This window comes from Thioalkalivibrio sp. ALMg3 (assembly GCF_000381225.1).
Classification (GTDB): domain Bacteria; phylum Pseudomonadota; class Gammaproteobacteria; order Ectothiorhodospirales; family Ectothiorhodospiraceae; genus Thioalkalivibrio; species Thioalkalivibrio versutus.
Genome location: NZ_KB906231.1, coordinates 57,553 through 79,051, shown reverse-complemented (window position 1 = coordinate 79,051; position 21,499 = coordinate 57,553). Strand labels below are relative to the sequence as shown.

Genomic DNA, 21,499 nt, shown 5'->3' with positions numbered 1-21,499 from the left:
CGGCTCTGCTCAGACGGTCAGGGCGTCGTCGGACTCCTCGATCTCGGGGACGTCCGTGGGCAGCGTGATACTGCGGGTCTCGCCATCCAGCCAGTAGCGGATTTCGGCGGGCTCGCCCTCCGGTGTGGCGGAGATCGCCTCGAGGAAGTCCATCGGGGTGGTGGGCGTGCGCCCGTTCACTTTCAGAATCAGGGCGCCGTGGGTCAGGCCCGCGGCGGCGGCGCGGCCCGCGGCACGGCTGACCAGTACGCCGGATTCGTCCGGCAGTTGCAGGGCTTCGCGCAGGTCGTTGCGGGCCTCCACAACGGTGATGCCGAGGGCGGTGACGACCTCGTCCTCGCCCGGCGGGGTGTAGTCGAAGGCGACATCGGCCTCCAGGATTTCCGGCGCGACATGGATGGCGGCCCCGCTGCGTACCGCCAGGGCGAGCCCGTCGCTGGGGCGGGTGTCGATCAACCGGGGTTCGGCCTCGCCGGCGATCCGTACCTCCAGCCAGCCGAGATAGGTACCGTTCTCCAGGCCGTCAATGATCACCCGTTCCAGGCGCGCATCCATCTGCTCCAGCAGGTCGATCATCAGGTCGTGGGTCTGCGGGCGCGACAGTGTTATGTCGTGCATGGCCAGCAGGATCGCGCGGGCCTGGTCGGTCCCGATCACGATGGGGACCACCTCGCCGGACGCCGGGTGTCGCAACAGGGCGATGGGCGTGCCGGAGCCGGCATCCACCCCGACGGTGGCCAGTTCGACCGGCAGCAGGCGCTCCGGGTCGGTCGCCATGTCGCGGGCCAGCGCCTCGCCGCCCATGACCAGCAACAGGACAAGCAGGGCGGGCAGGAACAACCGGAAGCGGGGTGTCATCAGGGCAGCCTGGAAATAGGGTGTGTCCCGATCATGGCAGTGCGGTTGCGGGGCGTCCAGAATACTGCCTTGTCCCCCGTGAACGGATCGCTGCGATGACCTCCGACAAGCCCTATGCCCCGGCCGCGGATCAAAACCGCGCGCCGATCCTGGCCCAGCTGCGCGAGCAGTTCCTTGCGCATGGACGGGTGCTGGAGATCGGCGCCGGCACCGGGCAGCACGCGGCGCATTTCGCCGCGGCTTTGCCGCATCTCGACTGGTATCCCAGTGACGTGGCAGAGAACCTGCCGGGCGTGGAGGCCTGGCGACGCGACGCGGCCCTGCCCAATCTGCGGCCCCCGCTGGAACTGGACGTGCTGCGGGATGCCTGGCCGGAGGGCCCGTTCGAGTACGTCTACAGCGCGAATACCGTGCATATCATGCACTGGCCGGCGGTGGAGGCGCTGTTTGCCGGCGTGGCCCGGGTACTGGCGCCGGGTGGGCTGTTCGCGCTGTACGGCCCGTTTGCCCACGACGGTTCGCATACTGCCGAATCCAACGCCCGGTTCGACCAGATGCTGCGGGCGCAAGATCCGGGCATGGGCGTGCGCGACCGCGCCGACCTGGATGCCCTCGCCACGGCCGCCGGCCTCGAGTCCGCGGCGGTCATCGACCTGCCGGCCAACAATCAGATCCTCCTCTGGCGCAGGGCTTAACGACCACGAAGCACACGAAGAAGGGCCAGAGCGAAAGAATATTCACCACGGAGGTCACAGAGGGCACGGAGAAGAAAAACGATCTGTAAAGAGGCACAAGCAGGGATCGCGACTTGCGTAACTTCAGCCCCCGGACTTTTCTTCGTGCGTTTCGTGGTGAATACAGGGGGTCAGCAGTCGCCGATGCGCTGGCCGCGTATCTCCATGCGCACGTTCATCCGGCCCATCGGGGTATCCATCTCGCTGGTCATTTCGCCCTCGGTGCGATCGCCCATGAAGCGCATGCTGCCGTCCATCTGCATGCGTCCGCCCTGCGGGCCGGGGCAGCTCATGGTGTAGTCCATGCGGTCGGCCGTCATGTCCATCTGGTCCAGGGTGCAGCCTTCCGGCGCCTCGATGATGTTCTCGCCGCGGTCGAGGTCTTCCTGGGTGACGCACTCGGTGGTGGTCTCGGTCTGGTCCGGCATGCCGCCCATGCCTTCCATGATCATGGTGGTCTGGTTTTCCCAGAGACCGGGCTGGATGTTCGGGGTCTCGGCCTGGACGACGAGCGGCAGGGCAACGAGCGGCAGGACGGCAAGAAGGATGCGCAGCATGGCTGTCTCCTGAAAGGGGCGTGAGTGCGTCTTGCCCAATGGTGCCTGGCGCGTCATGACGGGGCAAACGCGGGTGGCGGTGCCCGCTGGCTGGTACCTTGGGTGTGTGCGAGGGAGGAACTGTAATGGCAATACCGTTATGGCTGGTCGGCGGTGTCGGGGCGCTCGCGCTGGGCGGTGTCCTGTGGCAGGAGGGGCAATTGTCGGGCGGCTCCGCGGGGCATGCGCACTTGGCCGCGCCGCGCTGCGAGGTGCCCATCACCCTGCATCTGGAGGCTGTGGACCCGCGCTTCCGGCTGGAGCGTGACGCGGTGCAGGCGGCCCTGGATGCGGCCGTGAGCATGTGGGACGGGCAGACGCCGGAAACACTTTTCCGTCAGCGCGAGGGCGAAGGCATGCCGGTCCGGCTGGTGTTCGACGAGCGCCAGGCGGGTGCCGAGAGCCGCGACCGGGCGCGCGCGGAGCTGGACCGGCTCAAGCGGGGGATCGCCGAGCGCGAGGAGCGCCTGGATCACCGTCACTCGGCGCTGGCGGCGGATGCCGCGGGCTATCAGCGACGCCTGGAAGACCTTCAGGCGCGCCAGCGCGAGTACGAAGAGGCGGTGGCCGCCTGGAATGCCGGCCGCATGGCGCACAGCGCGGGGAACCGCGAGCGGCTGGAACGGCAGCGCCGGGCGCTGGATGCGGCGCGGGACGACCTGGAGCAGCGCCGCCGCACACTGGAGCGTCGGCGCGACGAGCTCAACCGCGAGATCCGCGACCTCGAGGGCGAGATCGATGGCTTCAACGAACGGGTCGCGGAACTGAACCGCGAGATCGGCGCGACCGGGGCCTTCGATATGGCGGTCTACGAGCAGCAGGGCGCGTGGCGCTCCATCACCGTGTTCAAGGCCAGTGACGCGGACGAGCTGCGCCTGACGCTGGCGCACGAGCTGGGGCACGCCCTGGGGATCGAGCATGTGGACGACCCGACCGCGGTGATGCACGCGATCCTGGGCGAGGCCAACGCCGGGCGGCGCGATCTGAGTGACGCCGACCGGCGCGCCCTGGCGGCGGCCTGCGAAGTGGAGCTGGAGCGGTGATGAACGGGGCGGGGCGTATGCCCGGCCCCGGATTCGGCGCTAGAAGTGGTAGCGCATGGCGGCCGACAGGACGTGCACGTGACCCTTGGTCGTCCCCTGCATGTTGATGTCGGTCCCGTTAAAGCTGCGCGTGATGTCGAGATCCTCGCTGGCGATGTGGATGTAGCTGTAGCCCAGGTCGAAGGTGAAGCGCTCGCTGCGGGCGTAGCTGGCGCCGAAGGAGAACCAGGTGCGGTCGCCATCCGGGGTGCGCGTGCCGCGCCCGTTGGTCTGCGTCGGGGTCTGGTCGTACTGGATGCCGCCACGCAGGGTCCAGCGCGGGTTCATCGCGTACTCGGCCCCCACCGCCAGGGCGTAGCTGTTGCGGTAGTTCTGTTCCAACACCTGCTCGTTGCCCTGGGGCAACTGGATCCGGATCTCGTCGAAGTTCGACCAGTTGAACCAGGTGTACTGGGCGAGGCCAGTCCAGCGGTCACTGAAGCGATGACGAATGCCAATCGAGGCGATATCGGGCAGCTTCAGGTCGGCCTGGCCACCTTGAACGATGGTGTCGCCTACTTGGGCGCGTAGGGGGTCGTTTGTCGATAGCGTCGCGGTGGCTGTGCCCTGGAGGGTATGGGTGACGCCTTCACGGTAATGGATGCCCAGGCGGGTCGCATCGCTCAGGTCGAACAGCATGCCGATGTTGAAGCCGACATCCCAGTTGTCGCCCTCGAGTTCGAATTTCCCGTCGGTGTCCGGATTGAGACCGGCCGGGTCCGGCGTCGCGCTGCGCAGGGTGGCATCGGCGTACTGCAGGTCGAGGCCGCCGCCGATGGAGATCCGGTCGGTCAGCTCGAACGCGATGCTCGGTTGCAGATTGAGCACGCGCAGGTCGGATTCCAGTGAGTCGTAGCGGGCGAAGAAGTTGTCGTTGTACTCATTCTTCAGGCCGAACGGGGCGCTGAGGCCGAAGCCCAGCCAGACTCGGTCGGAGTACTGCTGTGCCCAGTACAGGTTGGGCACCGGGGTCGGGTCATAGGGGTTGCTGCTGTCGCGCCCGGGGATCTGGGTGCTGCGCTGATTGACCTCGGAGTTGGGCATCAGCAGATGCACACCGGCCTGGAGTTCGTTGCCCTTCAGGCGGGTCATGCCGGCCGGATTGAAGTAGATGGTGGAGGCATTTGAGGCGACGGCGACATCCCCCGCATGGGCCCGGCCGAGGCCGGACGCGCCCTGCGTCTGGATGTAGAAGCCGGCGGCCATCAGGGTTGCGGGGGCGGCAAACAGGGCGGAGCTAACGGCGATCGAGAGCGCCAGGCGGCGCGACGGTGTCAGAGTCATGCGGTCTCCCCTCGTTTTTTGTTCCAGGGGGGCCGCAGCGATGCCGCGTCCGGTGTCGGTCGCAGGCTCCCCCGAGGCGGACCCTACCGCCTCGGGAAGATCACGCCAACCGCATCACATTTTCGAGGTCATCAGGATCAGGCCGATCAGCGCGGCCACGCCGCCACCGATAAGCAGCGCGAGGGTGCGCCGGGTGAAGCGGCCAAGGAACAGCCGCGCCGCGCGCTCGCGCATGCCGAAGGCGTCCTGAACACCGACCAGGGCGGCGATCAGGCCGCCAACCAGCAGGATGATGCCGAGGATCTGGATCATGAGAACTCCTTGGATCGGGTGGATCAGGCCTTTCGGATCAAGCGAAGCAGACCGAGAAGCAGCACGGCGCCCACGGTGGCGGCGGCAAGGCTGCCGATCAGTCCGGCTGCCTGCACCCCGAGCTGGGTGAACAGCCAGCCGCCGAGGAAGGCGCCGATCACGCCAACCACGATATTCAGCAGGATGCCCTGCCCGGACCCGTGTACCAGCAGGCCTGCGAGCCAGCCGGCAATGCCGCCGATGAGCAGGAGGAGGAGAAGGGATTCCACGGGCATGTTGTCGCGCTCCTGGCAAGTGACGGGCGATTGGATCGCGCGGATGTCGAGGCGTTCCCCCAGGGAGGCACTGCTCAACTCGAGCACGGGCGTGCGAATTGATCAGTGCCTCCCAGGCCTCAAGGATGCCCGCTGGGTTTGGCGGAGCCTTTGGCCTTGTTCCTGGCCGCGGTCGTTCGCTCGGCGATGGGCCGGACTTCGACTGTACAGGGCGTGTCGCCCTTGTGCCCACCGGCACGGGTGAGCCGAACATCCGTGAACGGATACTTGGTGATTCTGCAACCCCGCGAGTGTGGGTATTTTTGAGAACCATTCCGCAAAACCCTAGTCTCGGTATCGGACATTCATGGATCCGTCATGGAATCGGTTGGCGTTTGACGCCGGCTGCCGACGGGAAGGAAACCGGTATGACCGAACAATCGAAGCGCAAGGGACGGGTCACTCGCTCCGCGCGCTGTGGGCGAGCCTTCCGGGCATTGATCCCGGCGGCCCTGCTGGCGTTACTGGCCGGGTGTGGTTCGGAGAACGGGCAATCCGGAACGATGGTTTCCAACGCGGCTGCGGGCGATCGCCTGGCCTCCGTGGAGGAGACCGGGACGCTGCGCGTGGTGACCCGCAACGCACCCACCACCTGGTACTTTGACCAGCATCTGGAGACATCCGGCACCGAGCACGACCTGGTCGAAGGCTTTGCCCTGGCGCATGGCTGGAAGGTGGAATGGGTCATGGCCGACTCGGTTTCCGGTGTCCTCGAGTCGCTCGAATCCGGCGCGGCGCACATGGCGGCAGCGGGTCTGACCCATCTGCCGTCGCGCGATGAGCGCTTTCGCCGCGGTCCGCACTACATGGAGGTGAGCGAGCAGGTGGTCTGCCATCGCGACTTGTCCGGCCTGCCGGGTTCGACGGACGAGCTGGAGGGCGTCGATCTGGTCGTCTCGGCCGGCAGCAGCTACGTCGAAACCCTGGAGGAGGCGCTGCCGGAATCGGTCGATTTCGAGGTGCGCGAGATCGGCACCGAGCGCCTGATGGCGCAGGTCGCCCGGCAGGAGATCGGCTGCACCGTGGCTGATTCGCACATCGTGCGTTACAACCGCCGCTCCTTCCCGCATCTCGACATCGCCTTCGATCTGTCCGCGCCGCGCGCGCTGGGGTGGTATGTCGATCCGGAGCATGCCGAGCTCGCCGAGCTGGCTGCGACCTGGATGCAGGGCGCCGGTGGCCGCGAGCTGCGCGACCTCGTGGACGAGCGCTATTACGCCTACATCAACCAGTTCGACTTCGTCGACCTGCGCGCGCTGAACCGGCGCATAGAGGATCGCCTGCCCCAGTACCATCCCCACTTCGAGGAGGCGGCCGAGCGCACGGATTTGCCCGCGGATCTGCTGGCTGCACTGGCCTATCAGGAGTCGCACTGGGATCCGGAGGCGCGCAGCCCGACGGGCGTGCGCGGGCTGATGATGCTGACCCGTCGCACCGCCGAGTCGCTGGGCGTGGATCGCCTGGACCCGGTGGAGAGCATCGACGGCGGGGCCCGCTACCTGCAGCGTCAGCACGGGTTGCTGCCGGATGACATCGTCGAACCGGATCGTACCTACCTGGCGCTGGCGGCCTACAACATTGGCCGGGGCCACCTGCTGGATGCGCGCCGCCTGGCGCGCGAGCTGGGACGGGACCCGGATCGCTGGGCCGACATGCGCGAGATCCTGCCGCTACTGACCGAGGAGCGTTACTACAAGGATCTGCGCTACGGCTATGCGCGCGGGTATCAGCCGGTGTACTACGTGCAGCGCATCCGCAATTACCGCGACGTGATCCGCCCGGTGTTCGTGGCCGAGGACGAGATGTCGGATCGGGTCGTCGTCAGCCGCGACTGACCCGTGGCCTCTTGCGGCTGCCCGCGACGAGGTCGTCCAGCATTCCTTGCCAATCCGGCTCCAACCGCTCCGGCGTCCACGCGCAGACGTCGGGTGCGGGCGGGGGCCCTTGTTGCAGCCATGCCTGCAGGCGGTCCGTCAGCGTGTCTACATCGCCTTGCGGGTAGCGACAGGCATCGGGGTATTGTTCGCGGTAGGCCAGGGCATCCGGGACCAGCGGTGTGGCACCAGCGGCGCTGGCCTCCAGCACTGCCAGGCCCTGGAACTCGTGCCGGGCGGTACTGACGACGATGCCTGCGAGGCCCAGTAACGCGTCGTATTCGCTGCGGGGCAGCTTGCCATCGGCGATGATCCGGTTCCCCAGGGCCTCGCGCAGCTTTTGCAGGGGTTCGGGGGCATTCGCCGGCCGCGGCCCCAGCAGGGCAAGACGGAAATCCACGCCCGACCCGGCCAGCGTCAGCATGGCCTCGGCAAAGACCTCCGGGGCCTTGTCGTATTCCCAGCGGTGATTCCAGAGGATCAGGCCCGGATCGCGAGTGCCGCCGGCCACGGCCGTTGGCTGGATCGGCACCGGGAGGATCGCGCTGCGCTGCGTCAGTCGGTCGCGTATCCCGGAAGGTACCGCATCCGGCATGCGTCCGAGCAGGGTCGCCATCCCTTCCAGGAACGAGTCGCGGTTGAACGCCGAGTTGAAGGCGATGCGGTCCGCGGCCAGCGCCGCATAGATCTGCACCATCTGCGGGTCCACCGAATCCACCTGTTGCGGGCCCAGCGGATAGGCAAACTGGTTCTCGTGCACATAGTAGAGCGTCGGCAGGGCGGCGAGGTGGGGCTGGAGTCCGCGCAGGGTGGCGAGATCCACCATCGAGGTGGCGATGACTGCGTCGGCTTCCGTGGTCGCCAGTGCGTCCAGCCAGGAGATCGGGTTGCCACGGATGCGCCAACGGAAGTGGCGCCCAGGCAGTTCCAGTAGCCGCCAGTCGAACGCATCGAAGGTGCTGGTTAACCAGTCCGCCCAGGCCGCGTGGCTGTCGGCGCGATAGGAGGACAGCAGGAGGATGCGCTTGCGATGGTCCGGCACGCCCCTGTACGCCTCCGGTCGGAGAGGGGCCACCGGTGCGGCCCCTCGGGTGATTACCAGGTCAGGACTTTGCCGGCCGACCCCAGCGAAGGCAAGGCCTGCGAGGGCGTAAGCAAGGGGAGGTCCGGGTAGGCCAGATCCGATTCATCCATTCCGTTCAGCTCAAGCGATTGCCGGCAGCCCATCATCTGGACGCCGTTGTCCATGGCGTTCTTCATGAAGTCGGCGATGCTCTTGCCGCCCTCCATGGGATGGATGTTCTCGGCGACGCCGGTTTTCAGCAGTTCCGTGGCCGGCCCGGTGAAGTACATGATGACGTTCTGTTCGCTTGCGGCGGCGGTGGCCGCCAGAAAGAAGGCCGACGGCAGACGACGCTTGTTCTCCGGCCCGGTGATCATGATGACAACAAGATCGGCGGTTTCTTCGCTCATGTTGGTTTCTCCTTCGGGGACGTTGGGACGGCGTGGTTATGCGCCCGGTGCCGTCCAGCGCTCGCCGGCCATGGGCTCGTCGACCGGGGTGCCGGCGATGTGGTTGGTGTAGTTGGACAGGGTCTTCAGGCCGATCGCCAGGATCACCTCCAGCATCTGTGGATGCGTGTAGCCGGCGTCCAGGAAGGCCTGCTGGGTGGCCTCGTCGACCCAGCCACGCTGTTCGATCATGGCGTGGGTGAACTGGCGCAGTGCCTCCAGCTTCGGGTCGTCGATCGGCCGGTCCTCGCGCAGCGCATCGACCACGCTGTCCGGAACGCCGGTCATGCGGCCGGTTATGCTGTGCGCGGCCATGCAGTAGTCGCATTCGTGATAGCGGCTGACCGTCAGCAACAGGGTGCACTGCTCGGTCGGGCTCATGGAGGTCTGCTGCAGCAGGGTATTGAGGGACAGATAGGCCTCCGCCAGGACTGGCGCGCTGGCCATCTTGCGGATCAGGTTGGGGACCATGCCGAAGGTCTGCTCGGCCTGCTCGAAGGCCGGCTTCGCGTCGGGGGCGCTGGCGGCGTCATGCAGGGGGAAGTGTTCATCGCTCATGGTGGACCTCCGGGGTCGGGTTGAGCAGGAGCGCCCCGAGCGCGGGGCCCAGGCGCAGGATCGTGGCCGGATCCTGATCGGCCTTGGCCATCACCAGGATCCCTTCCATCAGCGCCAGCCACTGTTCGGCGGCAGCAGCGGTGTCGGTTTCGGGCGGAAGCTCGCCGTTCTGTACGGCCGCGTCCAGCACGGCGCGAAAATGTGCGGTGACCGCATCCAGGTGCTTCCGGATCGCCTGGCGCAGGGCCGGGTTGTGGGTACCCATCTCCACCGCCAGGTTGCCGAAGGGGCAGCCGGGCAGCTGTCCGGATTCCGACTGCATCCGCGCCTCGAAGGCATGGATCGCCTGGACGAACGCGTCGATGCGAGCGCGGAGCCCGTTGGCGCCCGACAGCCCGGGGATCAGCACCTCGCGCTCGAAGTCCGCGTAGAGCGCGTCCAGCATCGCCAGGGTGAGCGCCTCCTTCCCGGGGAAGAAGTGGTACAGACTGCCCTTGCGCACGCCCGCCTGCGCGCAGATCTCGGCGATGCCGACGGAGGCGTAGCTGCGCGTGACAATGAGGTCGCGGGCGGCCTGCAGCAGGGCTTCGCGGCTTGCGCCGCGGGTGTCGTTGGGTGTGATGGCTTCCATGTCTTTGCACACTAGTTGACCGGTCGGTAAAGTGCAAGGACGACACCTGGTACGGAGACGAGCCAATGACGCGCGAACGGGGTCTGCAGGATAGGGACGAGGGTGGCGTGGCCATCCCGGCGCACTACGCCGAATCCTGGGCGGATGGCTTTGGGGTGCGTGGCTGGAAGCTGGATCTGCCAGGACGCGGCACGGACGTGATCGCGGCGACGCCCTTCGCCGGCGAGCGCATCCCGACGTCGGTGTTCGTGCACGACATCGTGGATCATCACTTGTGCGGGTTTGCCCTGTCCGGTTATCGCGACGAGGCCGGGGCATTGATCCAGCTGGCGCAGCGCACGGGTTCCGACCCGGTCCCGGACTTCGTTCAGATTATCGACGAGGATTTGATGCCGGGCGCTTTCGAGAGCGATGACTGGCGCGAGCTATTGCCCGCATCGCTGGTCGCGACGGTGGAGGCCGCCGCGGATACGCGTTCCGGGATGGCGCAGTTGCGCCAGCAGTGGGGTGATGGGGTGCTGCGCGCGCTGTGGATTGCCGGGTTCGTCGAGACCGGCTGGAGACTGGCGGATGCGGCCCGTGCCGGATGGGAGCGCCACGGCCTGGAATACGCGGCCCGGGGTGCCACTGCGTTGGCGCTGCAGCGGCTGTTCGAACGGGTCGACGCGAGCGTCCTGGAGCAGGGCTGGATACAGGCGGAAGGCGAGTTCCGGGTCGCGACGGATGCCGTCGGCTTTCGTTTCGAGGGGGGTGGGGCGGAGCTCGTTGAGCGTGTCGAAGTGATGGACTGAGCCGCTTTCCGGAAAGGAACGCTGGGCCTATTCCGTGTCGCTCCGTTCGCGGGGGATCTCCAGGGATGGCCGGTGCAGGTGATAGCCCTGCGCCATGTCCACGCCCAGTTCGGCCAGCATCGCGAGGGTCGGGCCGTCTTCCACGCACTCGGCGACGGTGCGTTTGTCGAGACCGCGGGCGACATCGACCATCGCGCGGATGAAGGCCTGGTTGTCGCGGTTGTTGGGCAGGTCGCGCACGAACATGCCGTCGATCTTGAGGATCTGCACGCCCAGGTACTTGAGGTAGGCGAAGGTGGAGAATCCGGAGCCGAAGTCGTCCAGGCAGACGGTGCAGCCGGTTTGTTGCAGCGCCTCGATGAAGCGCTGGGCGTCCTGCATCTCGGACACCGCGGCGGTCTCGGTCAGCTCGATGATCAGCCGGCGGGGTTCGACCGCATGCTGTTCCAGCTGTTGGGCGATGTACTGCGGAAGGCTGGGTTCGTCGAAGCTGCGCCCGGAGATGTTGATCGCGATGCCGGCGATCGTCGGGTCGCCGGCCAGGCGGGCGATGCTCTCGCGGATCACCCAACGGTCGATATCCAGGATCTGGCCGGTCTTCTCCGCGGTCGGGATGAACTGGCCGGGCATGGCGATCTCGTCGGGTTTGGTCGGGTCGCGCATGCGCACCAGGGCCTCCAGGTGGTGCAGGTGGCCGTCATCGATGGCGTAGATCCCCTGGTAGTGCAGCTCCAGGTGGCCCAGCTCCAGGGCCGTAGCGATGCGCTGGCTCCAGGACATCCGCTCCAGCATGTGCTCGGCGGTGTTGCGGCTGCGGTCGAATACCGCCCAGGTGTTCTTGCCCAGGTCCTTGGCCTGGTACATCGCGGTGTCCGCGTGGGCCACCAGATCTTCGACGTTGTCACCGTGCTCGGGGTAGTGGGCGATGCCGATGCTGGCGGTGAGCCGGTAGTTCTGGCCGCGGAAGCGGAACGGGATTGAGGCGATTGCGCGGCCGACGCGTTCGGCCAGCTCGATCGGTTCCTGATCCGATTCGCGGTCGACCAGGATCGCGAACTCGTCGCCGCCCAGGCGGGCGAAGATATCCTGGCTGCGAACCAGCGCGGCGATCTCGCCGGCCGCGCGTACCAGCACGGTGTCTCCGGCGCGGTGGCCGAAGGTGTCATTGATGGTCTTGAATTCGTCGAGATCGAAATACAGCAGGGCAAAGCGGCCGTTGCGGCGGCGTTCGCTGTGGATCATGTGTTCCAGGTGCTTCTGGAAGTGATGGCGGTTGTAGAGCCCGGTCAGGGCATCATGCTCGGCCAGATAGACCAGCTGCTGGGCGGTCTGGCGCTCGTGGGTCACGTCCTCGTACAGCCACAGGCGGCCGATGGTGCGCTCGTCGGTATCGTGCACCGGGTAGGAGACCTGGGTCAGGATGCGCCCGTCGTACAGGTCGACCTCGAAGCGTTCGCTGATCTCGTGGGTGTCCAGCACATGCAGCACATGGCGCGAGGCGTGGTCCGGCCGGGCGAAGCGGTGGGTGGAGTGCTCCAGCACCTCGCGTGAGGCCCGTCCCACCAATTCCAGTTGGTTGTCGATGGCCCACATCCGGCGGAAGGCCGGGTTCACGTATTCCACTCGGCCGTCGCGGTCCTCGAACAGGATGCCGATGCTCATCGCGGACAGCAGGGCGGCCATGCGCCCCTGTTCGCGCTGGGTCAGTTCCAGCAGTCGGGATTGTTCGTCGCGCGAGGTCTCCAGCTCGGCCAGGGCCTGCAGCAACGCCTCTTCGTTGCGCTTGCGCTGGGTGATGTCGTGCGAGATCGCCACATACCGGGCCGTCTCTCCGCGGGGTGCGACCAGCTGCAGGGAGATTTCGACCGGCACATCGAAGCCGTCGCGATGCCGGTGGCTGGTATCGAAGCGGAGCTGGTCGCGTATGCCCCGGCGCAGCGGCTCGATCAGCTGACGAAAGCGGCCTTCAGGGAAGTCCGGCTTGATATCAAAGGGGTGCAGGGTCAGCAGTTCCTCGCGCGGGATGCCGGTCTGGTCCACCGCCCCCTGGTTCACGTAGATGAAGCGCAGGGTCTCGACATCGAACAGGAAGACCGCGTCCAGGGTCAGATCGAGGGTGGAGCGAAAGGCCTCCAGTTCGTCGGTTTTGGCGCGCAGGCTCTCGCTGGTGGTGACCAGTTCGTCGGCATCGATCACGTGGCCCTGGATGTACCGAAGCCGGCCCCGGTCGTCGTAGGTGCCGGCCCCGCGTTCGAAGACCCAGCATACGCCCCCATCCTGCCGCATCATGCGCCACTGGATCTGAAACTGACCGGAGCGCTGAAGGCCCTCCGAGACCTCGCGCCATACCCGTTCGCGATCATCCGGATGGACCAGGTCGCCGAACGTCATGCCGCCCTCGACAAAATCCCCGCGCCGGTACCCGGTGAACTCCTCGAGTGCGCCCTCGGCATTGATCACGTCCCAGGTCGGGTTGTTGCGGCAGCGATAGACGAAGCCGTTGAGGGTGTCGAGGATGCGCAGCAGGTCGTTGCCCTGCTGGGTGCCGAGGGTGCGGGTCAGGCTCATCAGTGCGATGCCGGCGAGGAGGGCCGTGAACATGCGCAACAGCTGTACCGGCAGCCCGCTCGCCTCGAGGAAGTCGCCATAGGTTGGCAGCCAGCCGGGCAGCCCCGGATCGACGGTCCCCGGGAACGGGGTCAGCAGGGCATAGCCGAGGAAGGCCAGTGCCAGGGTGGCTACGGCCGGATAGTGGCGGCCATGATCGCCGGGTTGCGGGGCGCGCAGGGTGGGGCGCCGCAGCAGGAACCAGAAGGCCAGGCCGACGAGCAGCGCGCCGGGGAAGCCGACCAGATAGCGCCCGCCATTGGCGAGGCCGCGGCCCGGGTCCTCCGCCATCCCGATGACGAGCAGCAGCCCGGCAACGATGACCGGGTACAGCCACAGGGCATCCAGGCGGATGCGCGCATGGCTGGCGATCAGGGCGCGCCGTCCGAACTCCAGCAGCGGCACATAGGAGAGCAGTTGCCAGGTGGCGTTGAGCCACAGGTCCCGGGCGGGCGGATAGTGAAGGCCTGCGGCCTGCAGGAATTCGTAGGTGCCATGGACCAGACCGAACAGGGCCAGGAGCCAGAAATGCCGGGCAAATGGCAGCGTGCCATCGCCCCGCGGCAGGACCAGGGCGACCACACCCAGCGAGAAGAACGCCAGGCCGTAGACCAGGTAGAGGATGGTGAAAGCGGCGGGCGAGGGGTCCATCAGCGGCCGACTCGCGAGTCGGGGCGTGGGTCGCCGGAGGCGATGCGGCGAGACGGCCGGGATGAGTGGTCAGGCACGCACATTCCTTTCGGCCACGTTCGGCAAGAGTGAGGCCGGTTTACGGAATTGAGGGTCTAGCTTGCGGGGTGGTGCGGCGGGGATGCAAGTCGCAGCGGGGGAGTGCTGCGGGAGGCCAGCGTCCGGCCCGGATACCCGGGCCGGACAGAGGTGTCAGGATCAGGCCCCGACGTACTCGTCACACCAGCCAGACGCGTTCACCTGAACACCCTGGAAGTCGGTGTGGAAGCACTGGCCCCATTCGGCGTCGCCGCCGCCCCAGAAGGCGCAGTTCTTGCACTTCTCGCCTTCCGAGTAGTCCTCGTGACCGGCAGCGTCTGCTGCATTGTTCACGTAGTCGTGGCGGTGGCCATCCTCGGCCTTGGGGTTGTCGGCCTTGGCCGTGGACATCCCAGCCAGGCTGATCACCGGGATGGCCGCCACGGCCGCGGATGCCTGACGCAGGAACTTTCGACGGTTTGCATTCGGTTGGTCGGACATGAGGTCCTCCGTTTGCTTCTGAGTGGATGGCGTTTGCTTCTGAGTGGATGGTTCTTCTTGTTGCTTGGAACAGCGAACTTCGCCTTTTCGGGTTGGGCGGGTTCACCCCCTTCGAGGCCTTCGGCCGCCGAGGGTTCCCCTGAATTTTTCAGGGATCAGGAAAACCCTTCCGGGGTCGAGCTTCGGCTGAGAGATGCAACTGCGGGGAGGAAAATTCCATTCCGGGCCACGCGTTCCGTGAGCGCGTGATGAAGATCACGCCATGCTGGTCTACCATTAGCGTCTGCTTATTCATGTTGATCAGGAGGTGTGCGATGCAGCACAAGAAGACGATGTCGATGTTGGCCCTGGGTGCATTCGTGCTGGTGCCGTTCGCGCAGGCCAGCGCGGTCGAGCGCGGCATGGAGCCCAGCGTGGCCCTGTTGGGCGGGGTGGTTTCTCCGGATCTCTCCGATGCCAGTTCCGATGCGGCCTATGGAGTCGAGATCGGTGCCAACTGCCAGTTGTTTCAGCCGGCCACCGGGGTGCTGCGTCATCACTTCAGCGTGAGCCGCTACAGCGACGATCCACTGAAGATGACCAGCGCCGAGATCAACAGCCACTGGATGTTCGAACCGAACGAACGTCTGTCGCTGGGCTTCGGTCCGGGCATCGGTTACGTGCGGGCCGAACTGGATGACGAGACGAACGGCCTGTGGGCGGCCCAGGTGGGCGGCAGCCTGAAGTACCAGCTGGATCGCCAGTGGTTCCTGGGGCTGGAGGCGCGCTACCAGTTCACCGAGAACGACCGTTTCGACGGCCGCCGCGCGGATGCCGACAACATGCGCGTGATGGGCAAGGTCGGGATGCAGTTCTGATCCGTTCGCCGAGGCGACAGGCAGGCATCCAGGGATACACCGATCAGGGTGTCCCTGGGGCTTGCCGTCCCCCGGGTGCCGGGGGACGATAGGGCAACGCTGACACGCGAATGGGTTGCCCATGGCCGAAGTTTCCGACCCCCAGTCCCCCCGTGCGGATCGCGATGTCCCGGCATGGCACAGCCAGAACGCGGATGCCGCGTTCGAACACTGGGGGACCTCGCGCGAGGGGCTGACGGCAGAACAGGCCGAGGAGCGCCTGGCGCACTACGGCCCCAATCAGTTGCGTCCGCCCGAACGGGCGGGTGTACTCCGGCGCTTCCTGCGCCATTTCCACAATGTCCTGATCTACATCCTGCTGGTAGCCGCGCTGGGGACGGCGCTGCTGGGTCACTGGGTGGATACCGGTGTGATCCTGGCCGTGGTCCTGATCAACACGCTGATCGGGTTCGTCCAGGAGGGCAAGGCGGAGAAGGCCCTGGATGCCATCCGCCGCATGCTCTCCCCGCGCGCGCTGGTGGCGCGCGGCGGCGAGCGGCGCGAGATCCCCGCGGAGCAGCTGGTCCCCGGGGACATCGTGTACCTGCAGGCCGGGGACCGGGTACCTGCGGACCTGCGCCTGTTCGAGACCAAGAATCTGCGCCTGGAGGAGGCCGTGCTGACGGGCGAGTCAGTGGCGGTGGAGAAGGACACCGCCGCGGTAGAGTCGGAGGCGGATCTGGGGGATCGCCGCGGGATGGCCTTCTCCGGCACGCTGGTCGCCTTTGGCCGCGGTATGGGCGTAGTGGTGGCGTCCGGCGAGCACACCGAGATCGGGCGTATCTCCACCATGCTCGGCGAGGTCGAGGGGCTGGAGACGCCGCTGGTGCGCCAGATGGAGCAGTTCGGCCACTGGCTGGCCGCGGTGATCGTGGTGCTTGCGCTGGCCACCTTTGCCTTCGGCTACTGGGTGCGCAGCTATCCGCTGGACGAGATGTTTCTGGCTGCGGCCAGCCTGGCGGTGTCCACCATCCCCGAGGGATTGCCAGCGATCATGACCATTGCCCTGGCCATCGGGGTGCAGAAGATGGCGCGGTGCAATGCCATTATCCGCCGCCTGCCGGCGGTGGAGACCCTGGGTTCGGTCTCCACGATTTGTTCCGACAAGACCGGCACGCTCACGCGCAACGAGATGACCGCCCAGACGCTGCGTACGGCCACCCGCGAGATCCTCGTCAGTGGCGTGGGTTACGCGCCGCAGGGTCAGTTCTCCGAGGACGAGCGGGACATCGACCCGGATGACGACCCGCTCTTGAACCAGGTGCTGCGGGCGGGTCTGCTGTGCAACGACGCCCGGCTTTACGAGAAGGACGGCGACTGGGTGATGGAGGGTGACCCGACCGAGGGCGCGCTGATTACCCTGGCGCGCAAGGCCGGGCTCGACCTGCACCTGGAGGGCGAACGGTTGCCGCGCACCGATGTGATCCCCTTCGAGTCGGATCATCGCTACATGGCCACCCTGCACCACGACCACGAGGGGCATGCGTGGATCTTCCTGAAGGGCGCGCCGGAGCGCGTGCTGGAGCTTTGCAGCGAGCAGCAGGTGGATGGCGAGACCCGCGAGGCGCTGGATCCGGATCACTGGCACGCGGCGATGGAGGCGGTGGCGGCCCGCGGCCAGCGGCTGCTGGCGGTCGCGGTGCGCGAGGCCGAAGCGGATGGTGGCGAGCTGCGCTTTGACGATGTCGAGGCCGGTGGCTTCACCCTGCTGGCGCTGGTGGGCATCATCGACCCGCCGCGCGAGGAGGCCATCCGCGCGGTGGCTGACTGTCGCGCGGCGGGGATCGACGTGAAGATGATCACCGGAGACCACCTGGCCACTGCGCGGGCGATCGGTGAGCAGCTGGGCCTGGGGCGGGAGGCCGAGGCGCGCGCCGGTCACGAGCTGGATGCGCTGGACGATGCCGCGCTGGCGGAGATCGCGGAGCGCACGGATGTCTTTGCGCGGACCTCGCCGGAGCACAAGCTGCGTCTGGTGAAGGCGCTGCAGACGGGCGGACGGATCGTCGCCATGACCGGCGATGGGGTGAACGACGCCCCGGCGCTGAAGCGCGCGGATGTGGGCGTGGCCATGGGCGGGAAGGGTACCGAAGCGGCCAAGGAGGCCTCGGAGATGGTGCTGGCGGACGACAACTTCGCGTCCATCGCCCATGCGGTCGAGGAGGGCCGCACGGTCTACGACAACATCCGCAAGGCCATCCTGCACATGCTGCCGACCAACGCCGGGCAGTCGCTGACCATCATGATGGCCATCCTGATGGGCCTGGCCCTGCCACTGACCCCGGTGCAGGTGCTTTGGGTCAACATGGTGACCTCGGTGACGCTGGCGATGGCGCTGGCCTTCGAGCGCGCCGAGCCGGGGGTGATGCAGCGCCCGCCCCGCGCGCCGAATGCCCCGTTGCTGTCCGGCTTCCTGCTGTGGCGCATCCCGTTCGTTGCCTTGCTGCTGTGGGCCGGCACCTTCGGGCACTTCGTCTACATGGAGAGTCTTGCCGGGGTCGCCGACGAGGTCGCGCGCACGGTGGCGATCAACACCCTGGTGGCCGGACAGGCGTTCTATCTGCTGAATCTGCGGCTGATCCACCAGCCGGTGCTACCGGGCGGGGAGCTGTTCCGCTCGCGCGCGATGTGGCTGGCGATCGGGGTGCTGGTGGTGCTGCAGCTGGCGTTTACCTATGTCCCGCTGATGCACACGCTGTTCGGGACCACCGCCATCGGTGCGGACGACTGGGCGCGCATCCTGGCTTTCGGGCTGGCGGTGTTCGTGATTGTGGAGCTGGAAAAGCTGGTGGTGCGTCAAGTGATCGCGCGCCGGCGTGGGGTGGCACCGCAGGCCGTGTGACACGCACCCCCATGCTTTTCCGAGTCCATGCAGCCGTCGGTCGTTCTACCGACAGCCCACCAGGGCATCGCCGGAAAGCAGGGCCGTGGCGCTGGCGGCGTCCACCGGTGGGGAATAGTAGTAGCCCTGGGCCAGGGTGCAGCCGAGGGCGCGCAGCGTCGCGGCGTGGGTATGGCTTTCGACGCCCTCGGCCACGGCCTCCAGACCCAGGTTGCGGGCCATGTGGATTACGGTCTGAACCAGGCGCTGGCTGTATTCGTCGTGGTCCAGCCCGGAGACGAAGCTGCGATCGATCTTGAGGATGTCCAGCGGTAGCCGGTGCAGGTAGCTGAGTGACGAGTAGCCGGTGCCGAAGTCGTCCATTGCCAGGCTGATGCCCAGGGCCTTGAGCCGGTGCAGGGTCTCGATCAGCTCGTCGAGATTGCCGAGCGTCGCAGTCTCGGTGATCTCCAGGCGCACCTGGGAGGCCGACACCCCGGTGCCGGCAAGAATGGTCTGCACCTCGTCGACCAGTCCCGGGCGCGTGAGCTGCCGGGCGGAGAGGTTGGTGCTGATGGTCAGCGGCATCTCCGGGTAGTCGATACCCCATTGCACCAGCTGACAGCAGGCCGTGTAGAGCACCTGCATGTCGATCAGGTGGATTTGCCCGGTGTCTTCGGCGATGGGAATGAAGTCGTCCGGCGCGACCAGCTCGCCGTTGCGCTGCCAGCGCACCAGGCCCTCGAAGCCGGTGATGCAGTCCTCGCCGAGTGACACGATGGGCTGGAAGTGGACGATGAAGTCGCCGCGCTCCACCGCATGGCGCAGGTCGGTCTCGAGGGCCAGACTTTGCAGCGCCTGGGTCTGCATGCCGGGGTCGCAGAACTCGCAGCGGGCCTTGCCCAGTGACTTCGCGCGGTACATCGCCATGTCTGCCTCGCGCATCAGGTCGTCCGGCGTGGCCGGGCGCGCGGGGTCGTCCGCCGCGTGGGTCTCGCGGGCGGGGCAGCTCTGGCCGTAGGGGCGGGTGGCAATGCCGATACTGACGGTGACGTAGATGTCCTGTCCGGCGATGGTGAACGGCTCGTGCAGCACGGCCTGCAGGCGTTCGGCCACGCGCAGGGCGTCCACCGGCTCATGCAGGCCCTCCAGCAGGATGGTGAATTCGTCGCCGCCCAGGCGCGCGAGGGTGTCGTCCGGGCGGTTGGCCTCGTCCCCCTTGGGCCGCGAGACGGTATCGTTCCGGCGCAGGGCGTTCAGCAGGCGCCGCCCAACCCGCACCAGCAGTTCGTCGCCGGCCGGGTGCCCGAGGCTGTCGTTGACGACCTTGAAGCGGTCGATATCCACGAACAGCACGGCGAACAGGTTGAAGGGTTCGCGGGTGGCGCGGGCAATGGCATGGGCCAGGCGGTCGTGGAACAGGCGGCGGTTGGGGAGCCCGGTCAGCTGGTCATGGGAGGCGTTGTGGAGCCGGTGTTCTTCGTGGCGGTTGCGCTCGATCACGCGGCCCAGTTGCACGCCGATCTGCCACATCAGCCACAGCAGGTCGGGGTCGGTGGTGGTGGGTTCTGTGGCAAAGAACTCGAGGACGCAGGCGACCTCCTGGCCGACCATGACCGGGAAGGCGAATCCGGACCGCAGGCCGCTGGCGGCGGCCTGCGGTGCCCGCGGGAAATTGTCGTCCGCGGCCAGGTTCTCGATCCATGCCGGTTCGCCGTTCGTCAGTACCCGGCCGGGTAGCCCGTGGCCACTGGCAAAGGGCGTGTTGTCGGTGTTCTCGCGGAACTCGGTGAACGGCTCGGCGGCGGCGAGGTGCCAGATGCCGGTGGGGTTCAGCTCTCTGTAGTCGCTGTTTTCGTCGTGTCGGGCCAGATAGGCATGCCCCACCGGCCAGTCGAGGTACTGCCCGATGGCCGCGAGGGCCGAGCGCAGAACATGCGCGATGGAGTCCGACTGGTTGGCCGTCGAGGCAATGGTGTTGAGCAGCTCGATCTGTTTCTGCTTGGCGTAGACGTCCTGCAGCCGGGTCTCGGCCAGGGTCTCGGCGCGGCGCCTTGCCTGGCGTTCCTGCTCGACCAGGCCTTGCAGACGGGCTTGTTCACTAACCGCCGCGAAGTCGTTGGCGCGTCGATTCACGCGCACCCCCGGTGCTCGCTGTGACACGCGCGCTGTTTGGCGTCATGCATGGGCCCCTCCCGGCCGTCCTTGTTTTACTGCATTCCCTGCCATGCGGTGACCGCGCAGCGTTCCATTCAAATGACGCCGGCACAGGCCGATGCATTCCGTGTGCATTGTATCGGGGCTGCGGCGGTGTGCGTATGGCTCGGCGTCGGGTTAGCCGTCGGGGTGGGTCACCCAGGGTTCGCCCATGGCCTCTTCCCAGTCGGCCTGGGTGGGGTGGTTGCGGTCGTAGCGTGTCCAGGCCTCGAAGATCTCGTCCGGCCAGTGCGACTGCAGCCAGGCGATGATCGCCTCGACATCCGCTTCCGAGAGCGTGTCCTCGAAGCTTGGCATGGCGCCGCCACGCGCCTCGGCGCCAAAACGGATCATGTCCTTCAGTTGCCAGTAGGGGTGGTGCCAGGTATGGGCGCTGCCATCCAGCGGGGGCGGCGGCAGGGTGCCGTCCAGGTTGCGCTGGCGCCAGTCCTCGGCGCCCTCGCGCTGCGCCCCGTGGCAGGCGATGCAGTGCTCCTGGTAGAGGCGCTCACCGCGCTGGAGGACCTCCGGATCCGTGGTGCGCTCGAGGTGGTCGGGGGTCCCGGACGCGCCGCCGAACCCGTCGCAACCGGTCAGGCTGGCGGACGCGAGGATCAGTGCCACGCTGCCGATCCAGGGGGTGAGCGATGGGTGTCGCCGCATCAGTCCTGAACGTCCGGATCGCCCGCATTCCCGGCTGGTTCGTCGCCGCCGCGGAAGGCGTCACGCACCGAGCCCCAGGCCTTGCGCGAGCCGTCGCGCACGCCGCCCCAGGCGTCCTTTGCCCCGTCGCGAATACCGCCCCAGGCGCCGGAGGAGCGCTCGCGCATCTCGCCCGACCATTCGGCCAGGCGGTCACGTTCCTCGACCAGTCCGTCGTAGGCGCGTTCGCGGCGCTCGCGAGTCGCGTCGCTCAGGTCATCCCAGCCCTCGCGGAGGTTGTCGCCCAGGCGGCCGAGTTCGCGGTCCATCGCGTCCAGGGTCTCGCGGGTGCGCGAGCGGGTGGCCTCACCGGCCTCGGTGCTTTCTTCCTGGATCTCCTCGCGGGTCTCGGCCCAGGATTCGCGCAGTTCTTCCATCTCGCTGGCGGTGGTGTCGTCCTCTGCGGCGGACGCATGCTCGTCGGAGTGGAGCGGGCTTGCGGCCAGCAACAGGGCGCACAGGCTCGTCATCAGGATGTAGCGCAGCTTGAGCAGTTTCATGGTGTCTTCCTCCCGGTCCGCG

At 67.2% G+C, this 21,499-nt stretch carries 20 protein-coding genes; 6 read left to right on the top strand and 14 right to left on the bottom strand.

Annotated elements, in window-relative coordinates:
* Positions 1-9 precede the first annotated feature (9 nt).
* A complete protein-coding gene (locus tag F622_RS0111840) occupies positions 10-858 on the bottom strand; it encodes a bifunctional nuclease domain-containing protein (protein WP_018167999.1) in 849 nt (282 codons plus the stop codon).
* 95 nt (positions 859-953) lie between these two features.
* Between F622_RS0111840 and F622_RS0111835 the strand changes: the two genes are divergently transcribed.
* Positions 954-1,553 (top strand): DUF938 domain-containing protein, encoded by a 600-nt coding sequence (locus tag F622_RS0111835; RefSeq protein ID WP_019572043.1) that lies wholly within the window; start codon positions 954-956, stop codon positions 1,551-1,553.
* Between the two features lie 170 nt (positions 1,554-1,723).
* On the opposite strand, the gene F622_RS0111830 is transcribed toward F622_RS0111835, so the two are convergent.
* Entirely contained in the window at positions 1,724-2,149 is a 426-nt protein-coding gene (locus F622_RS0111830; protein ID WP_019572042.1) for a DUF3617 family protein, read from the bottom strand.
* 125 nt (positions 2,150-2,274) lie between these two features.
* On the opposite strand from F622_RS0111830, the gene F622_RS0111825 reads away from it, so the two are divergent.
* Positions 2,275-3,231, top strand: coding sequence for a matrixin family metalloprotease (locus F622_RS0111825; RefSeq protein ID WP_019572041.1), 957 nt, complete (start codon positions 2,275-2,277; stop codon positions 3,229-3,231).
* Positions 3,232-3,270: 39 nt separating this feature from the next.
* Here the strand turns inward: F622_RS0111825 and F622_RS0111820 are convergent, their stop codons facing one another.
* The 3 genes from F622_RS0111820 to F622_RS0111810 all read right to left on the bottom strand — a co-directional run bounded on the left by F622_RS0111820 (position 3,271) and on the right by F622_RS0111810 (position 5,141).
* Complete coding sequence (locus F622_RS0111820) at positions 3,271-4,554, bottom strand: OmpP1/FadL family transporter (RefSeq protein WP_019572040.1); 1,284 nt, start codon at positions 4,552-4,554, stop codon at positions 3,271-3,273.
* Between the two features lie 114 nt (positions 4,555-4,668).
* A complete protein-coding gene (locus tag F622_RS0111815; protein ID WP_018146324.1) occupies positions 4,669-4,866 on the bottom strand; it encodes a DUF3185 family protein in 198 nt (65 codons plus the stop codon).
* 23 nt (positions 4,867-4,889) lie between these two features.
* Positions 4,890-5,141, bottom strand: a complete 252-nt coding sequence (locus tag F622_RS0111810) for a GlsB/YeaQ/YmgE family stress response membrane protein (RefSeq protein ID WP_026304801.1) — start codon at positions 5,139-5,141, stop codon at positions 4,890-4,892.
* Between the two features lie 407 nt (positions 5,142-5,548).
* Between F622_RS0111810 and mltF the strand changes: the two genes are divergently transcribed.
* Positions 5,549-7,015 carry a membrane-bound lytic murein transglycosylase MltF gene (gene mltF / locus F622_RS0111805; protein WP_018176526.1) on the top strand — a complete coding sequence of 489 codons (1,467 nt, stop codon included), beginning with the start codon at positions 5,549-5,551 and terminating at the stop codon, positions 7,013-7,015.
* On the opposite strand, the gene F622_RS0111800 is transcribed toward mltF, so the two are convergent.
* The 4 genes from F622_RS0111800 to F622_RS0111785 are packed head-to-tail and all read right to left on the bottom strand — an operon-like array spanning position 7,002 to position 9,755.
* Positions 7,002-8,096, bottom strand: a complete 1,095-nt coding sequence (locus tag F622_RS0111800; protein WP_018176525.1) for a DUF3524 domain-containing protein — start codon at positions 8,094-8,096, stop codon at positions 7,002-7,004. The two genes, mltF and F622_RS0111800, sit on opposite strands and share 14 nt — an antisense overlap.
* 53 nt (positions 8,097-8,149) lie before the next feature.
* Positions 8,150-8,527: a DsrE family protein gene (locus F622_RS0111795; RefSeq protein WP_018176524.1), complete on the bottom strand. Its 378-nt coding sequence runs from the start codon at positions 8,525-8,527 to the stop codon at positions 8,150-8,152.
* Between the two features lie 36 nt (positions 8,528-8,563).
* Positions 8,564-9,124 carry a carboxymuconolactone decarboxylase family protein gene (locus F622_RS0111790; RefSeq protein WP_018176523.1) on the bottom strand — a complete coding sequence of 187 codons (561 nt, stop codon included), beginning with the start codon at positions 9,122-9,124 and terminating at the stop codon, positions 8,564-8,566.
* Positions 9,114-9,755, bottom strand: coding sequence for a TetR/AcrR family transcriptional regulator (locus F622_RS0111785; RefSeq protein WP_018167989.1), 642 nt, complete (start codon positions 9,753-9,755; stop codon positions 9,114-9,116). Before F622_RS0111785 ends, F622_RS0111790 begins: the two co-directional genes overlap by 11 nt.
* A gap of 65 nt (positions 9,756-9,820) precedes the next feature.
* Between F622_RS0111785 and F622_RS0111780 the strand changes: the two genes are divergently transcribed.
* Positions 9,821-10,546 carry a hypothetical protein gene (locus F622_RS0111780; RefSeq protein ID WP_018176522.1) on the top strand — a complete coding sequence of 242 codons (726 nt, stop codon included), beginning with the start codon at positions 9,821-9,823 and terminating at the stop codon, positions 10,544-10,546.
* Between the two features lie 27 nt (positions 10,547-10,573).
* Here F622_RS0111780 and F622_RS0111775 read toward each other — a convergent pair whose 3' ends face one another.
* Positions 10,574-13,804 carry an EAL domain-containing protein gene (locus F622_RS0111775; RefSeq protein ID WP_019572039.1) on the bottom strand — a complete coding sequence of 1,077 codons (3,231 nt, stop codon included), beginning with the start codon at positions 13,802-13,804 and terminating at the stop codon, positions 10,574-10,576.
* Between the two features lie 237 nt (positions 13,805-14,041).
* The gene (locus F622_RS0111770) at positions 14,042-14,362 is read right to left on the bottom strand and encodes a high-potential iron-sulfur protein (RefSeq protein WP_019572038.1); all 321 of its coding nucleotides are present in this window, start codon (positions 14,360-14,362) and stop codon (positions 14,042-14,044) included.
* Between the two features lie 314 nt (positions 14,363-14,676).
* Between F622_RS0111770 and F622_RS0111765 the strand changes: the two genes are divergently transcribed.
* Both F622_RS0111765 and F622_RS0111760 read left to right on the top strand, forming a co-directional pair.
* Positions 14,677-15,219 carry an outer membrane beta-barrel protein gene (locus tag F622_RS0111765; protein ID WP_018167986.1) on the top strand — a complete coding sequence of 181 codons (543 nt, stop codon included), beginning with the start codon at positions 14,677-14,679 and terminating at the stop codon, positions 15,217-15,219.
* A gap of 121 nt (positions 15,220-15,340) precedes the next feature.
* Positions 15,341-18,100, top strand: a complete 2,760-nt coding sequence (locus F622_RS0111760; RefSeq protein WP_019572037.1) for a cation-transporting P-type ATPase — start codon at positions 15,341-15,343, stop codon at positions 18,098-18,100.
* 45 nt (positions 18,101-18,145) lie between these two features.
* Here the strand turns inward: F622_RS0111760 and F622_RS0111755 are convergent, their stop codons facing one another.
* The 3 genes from F622_RS0111755 to F622_RS0111745 form a co-directional block, all read right to left on the bottom strand.
* Positions 18,146-20,221: a bifunctional diguanylate cyclase/phosphodiesterase gene (locus tag F622_RS0111755; RefSeq protein ID WP_019572036.1), complete on the bottom strand. Its 2,076-nt coding sequence runs from the start codon at positions 20,219-20,221 to the stop codon at positions 18,146-18,148.
* Between the two features lie 192 nt (positions 20,222-20,413).
* Positions 20,414-20,938 carry a c-type cytochrome gene (locus tag F622_RS0111750; RefSeq protein ID WP_019572035.1) on the bottom strand — a complete coding sequence of 175 codons (525 nt, stop codon included), beginning with the start codon at positions 20,936-20,938 and terminating at the stop codon, positions 20,414-20,416.
* The gene (locus F622_RS0111745) at positions 20,938-21,477 is read right to left on the bottom strand and encodes a hypothetical protein (protein WP_018167982.1); all 540 of its coding nucleotides are present in this window, start codon (positions 21,475-21,477) and stop codon (positions 20,938-20,940) included. Before F622_RS0111745 ends, F622_RS0111750 begins: the two co-directional genes overlap by 1 nt.
* Between the last annotated feature and the right edge of the window lie 22 nt (positions 21,478-21,499).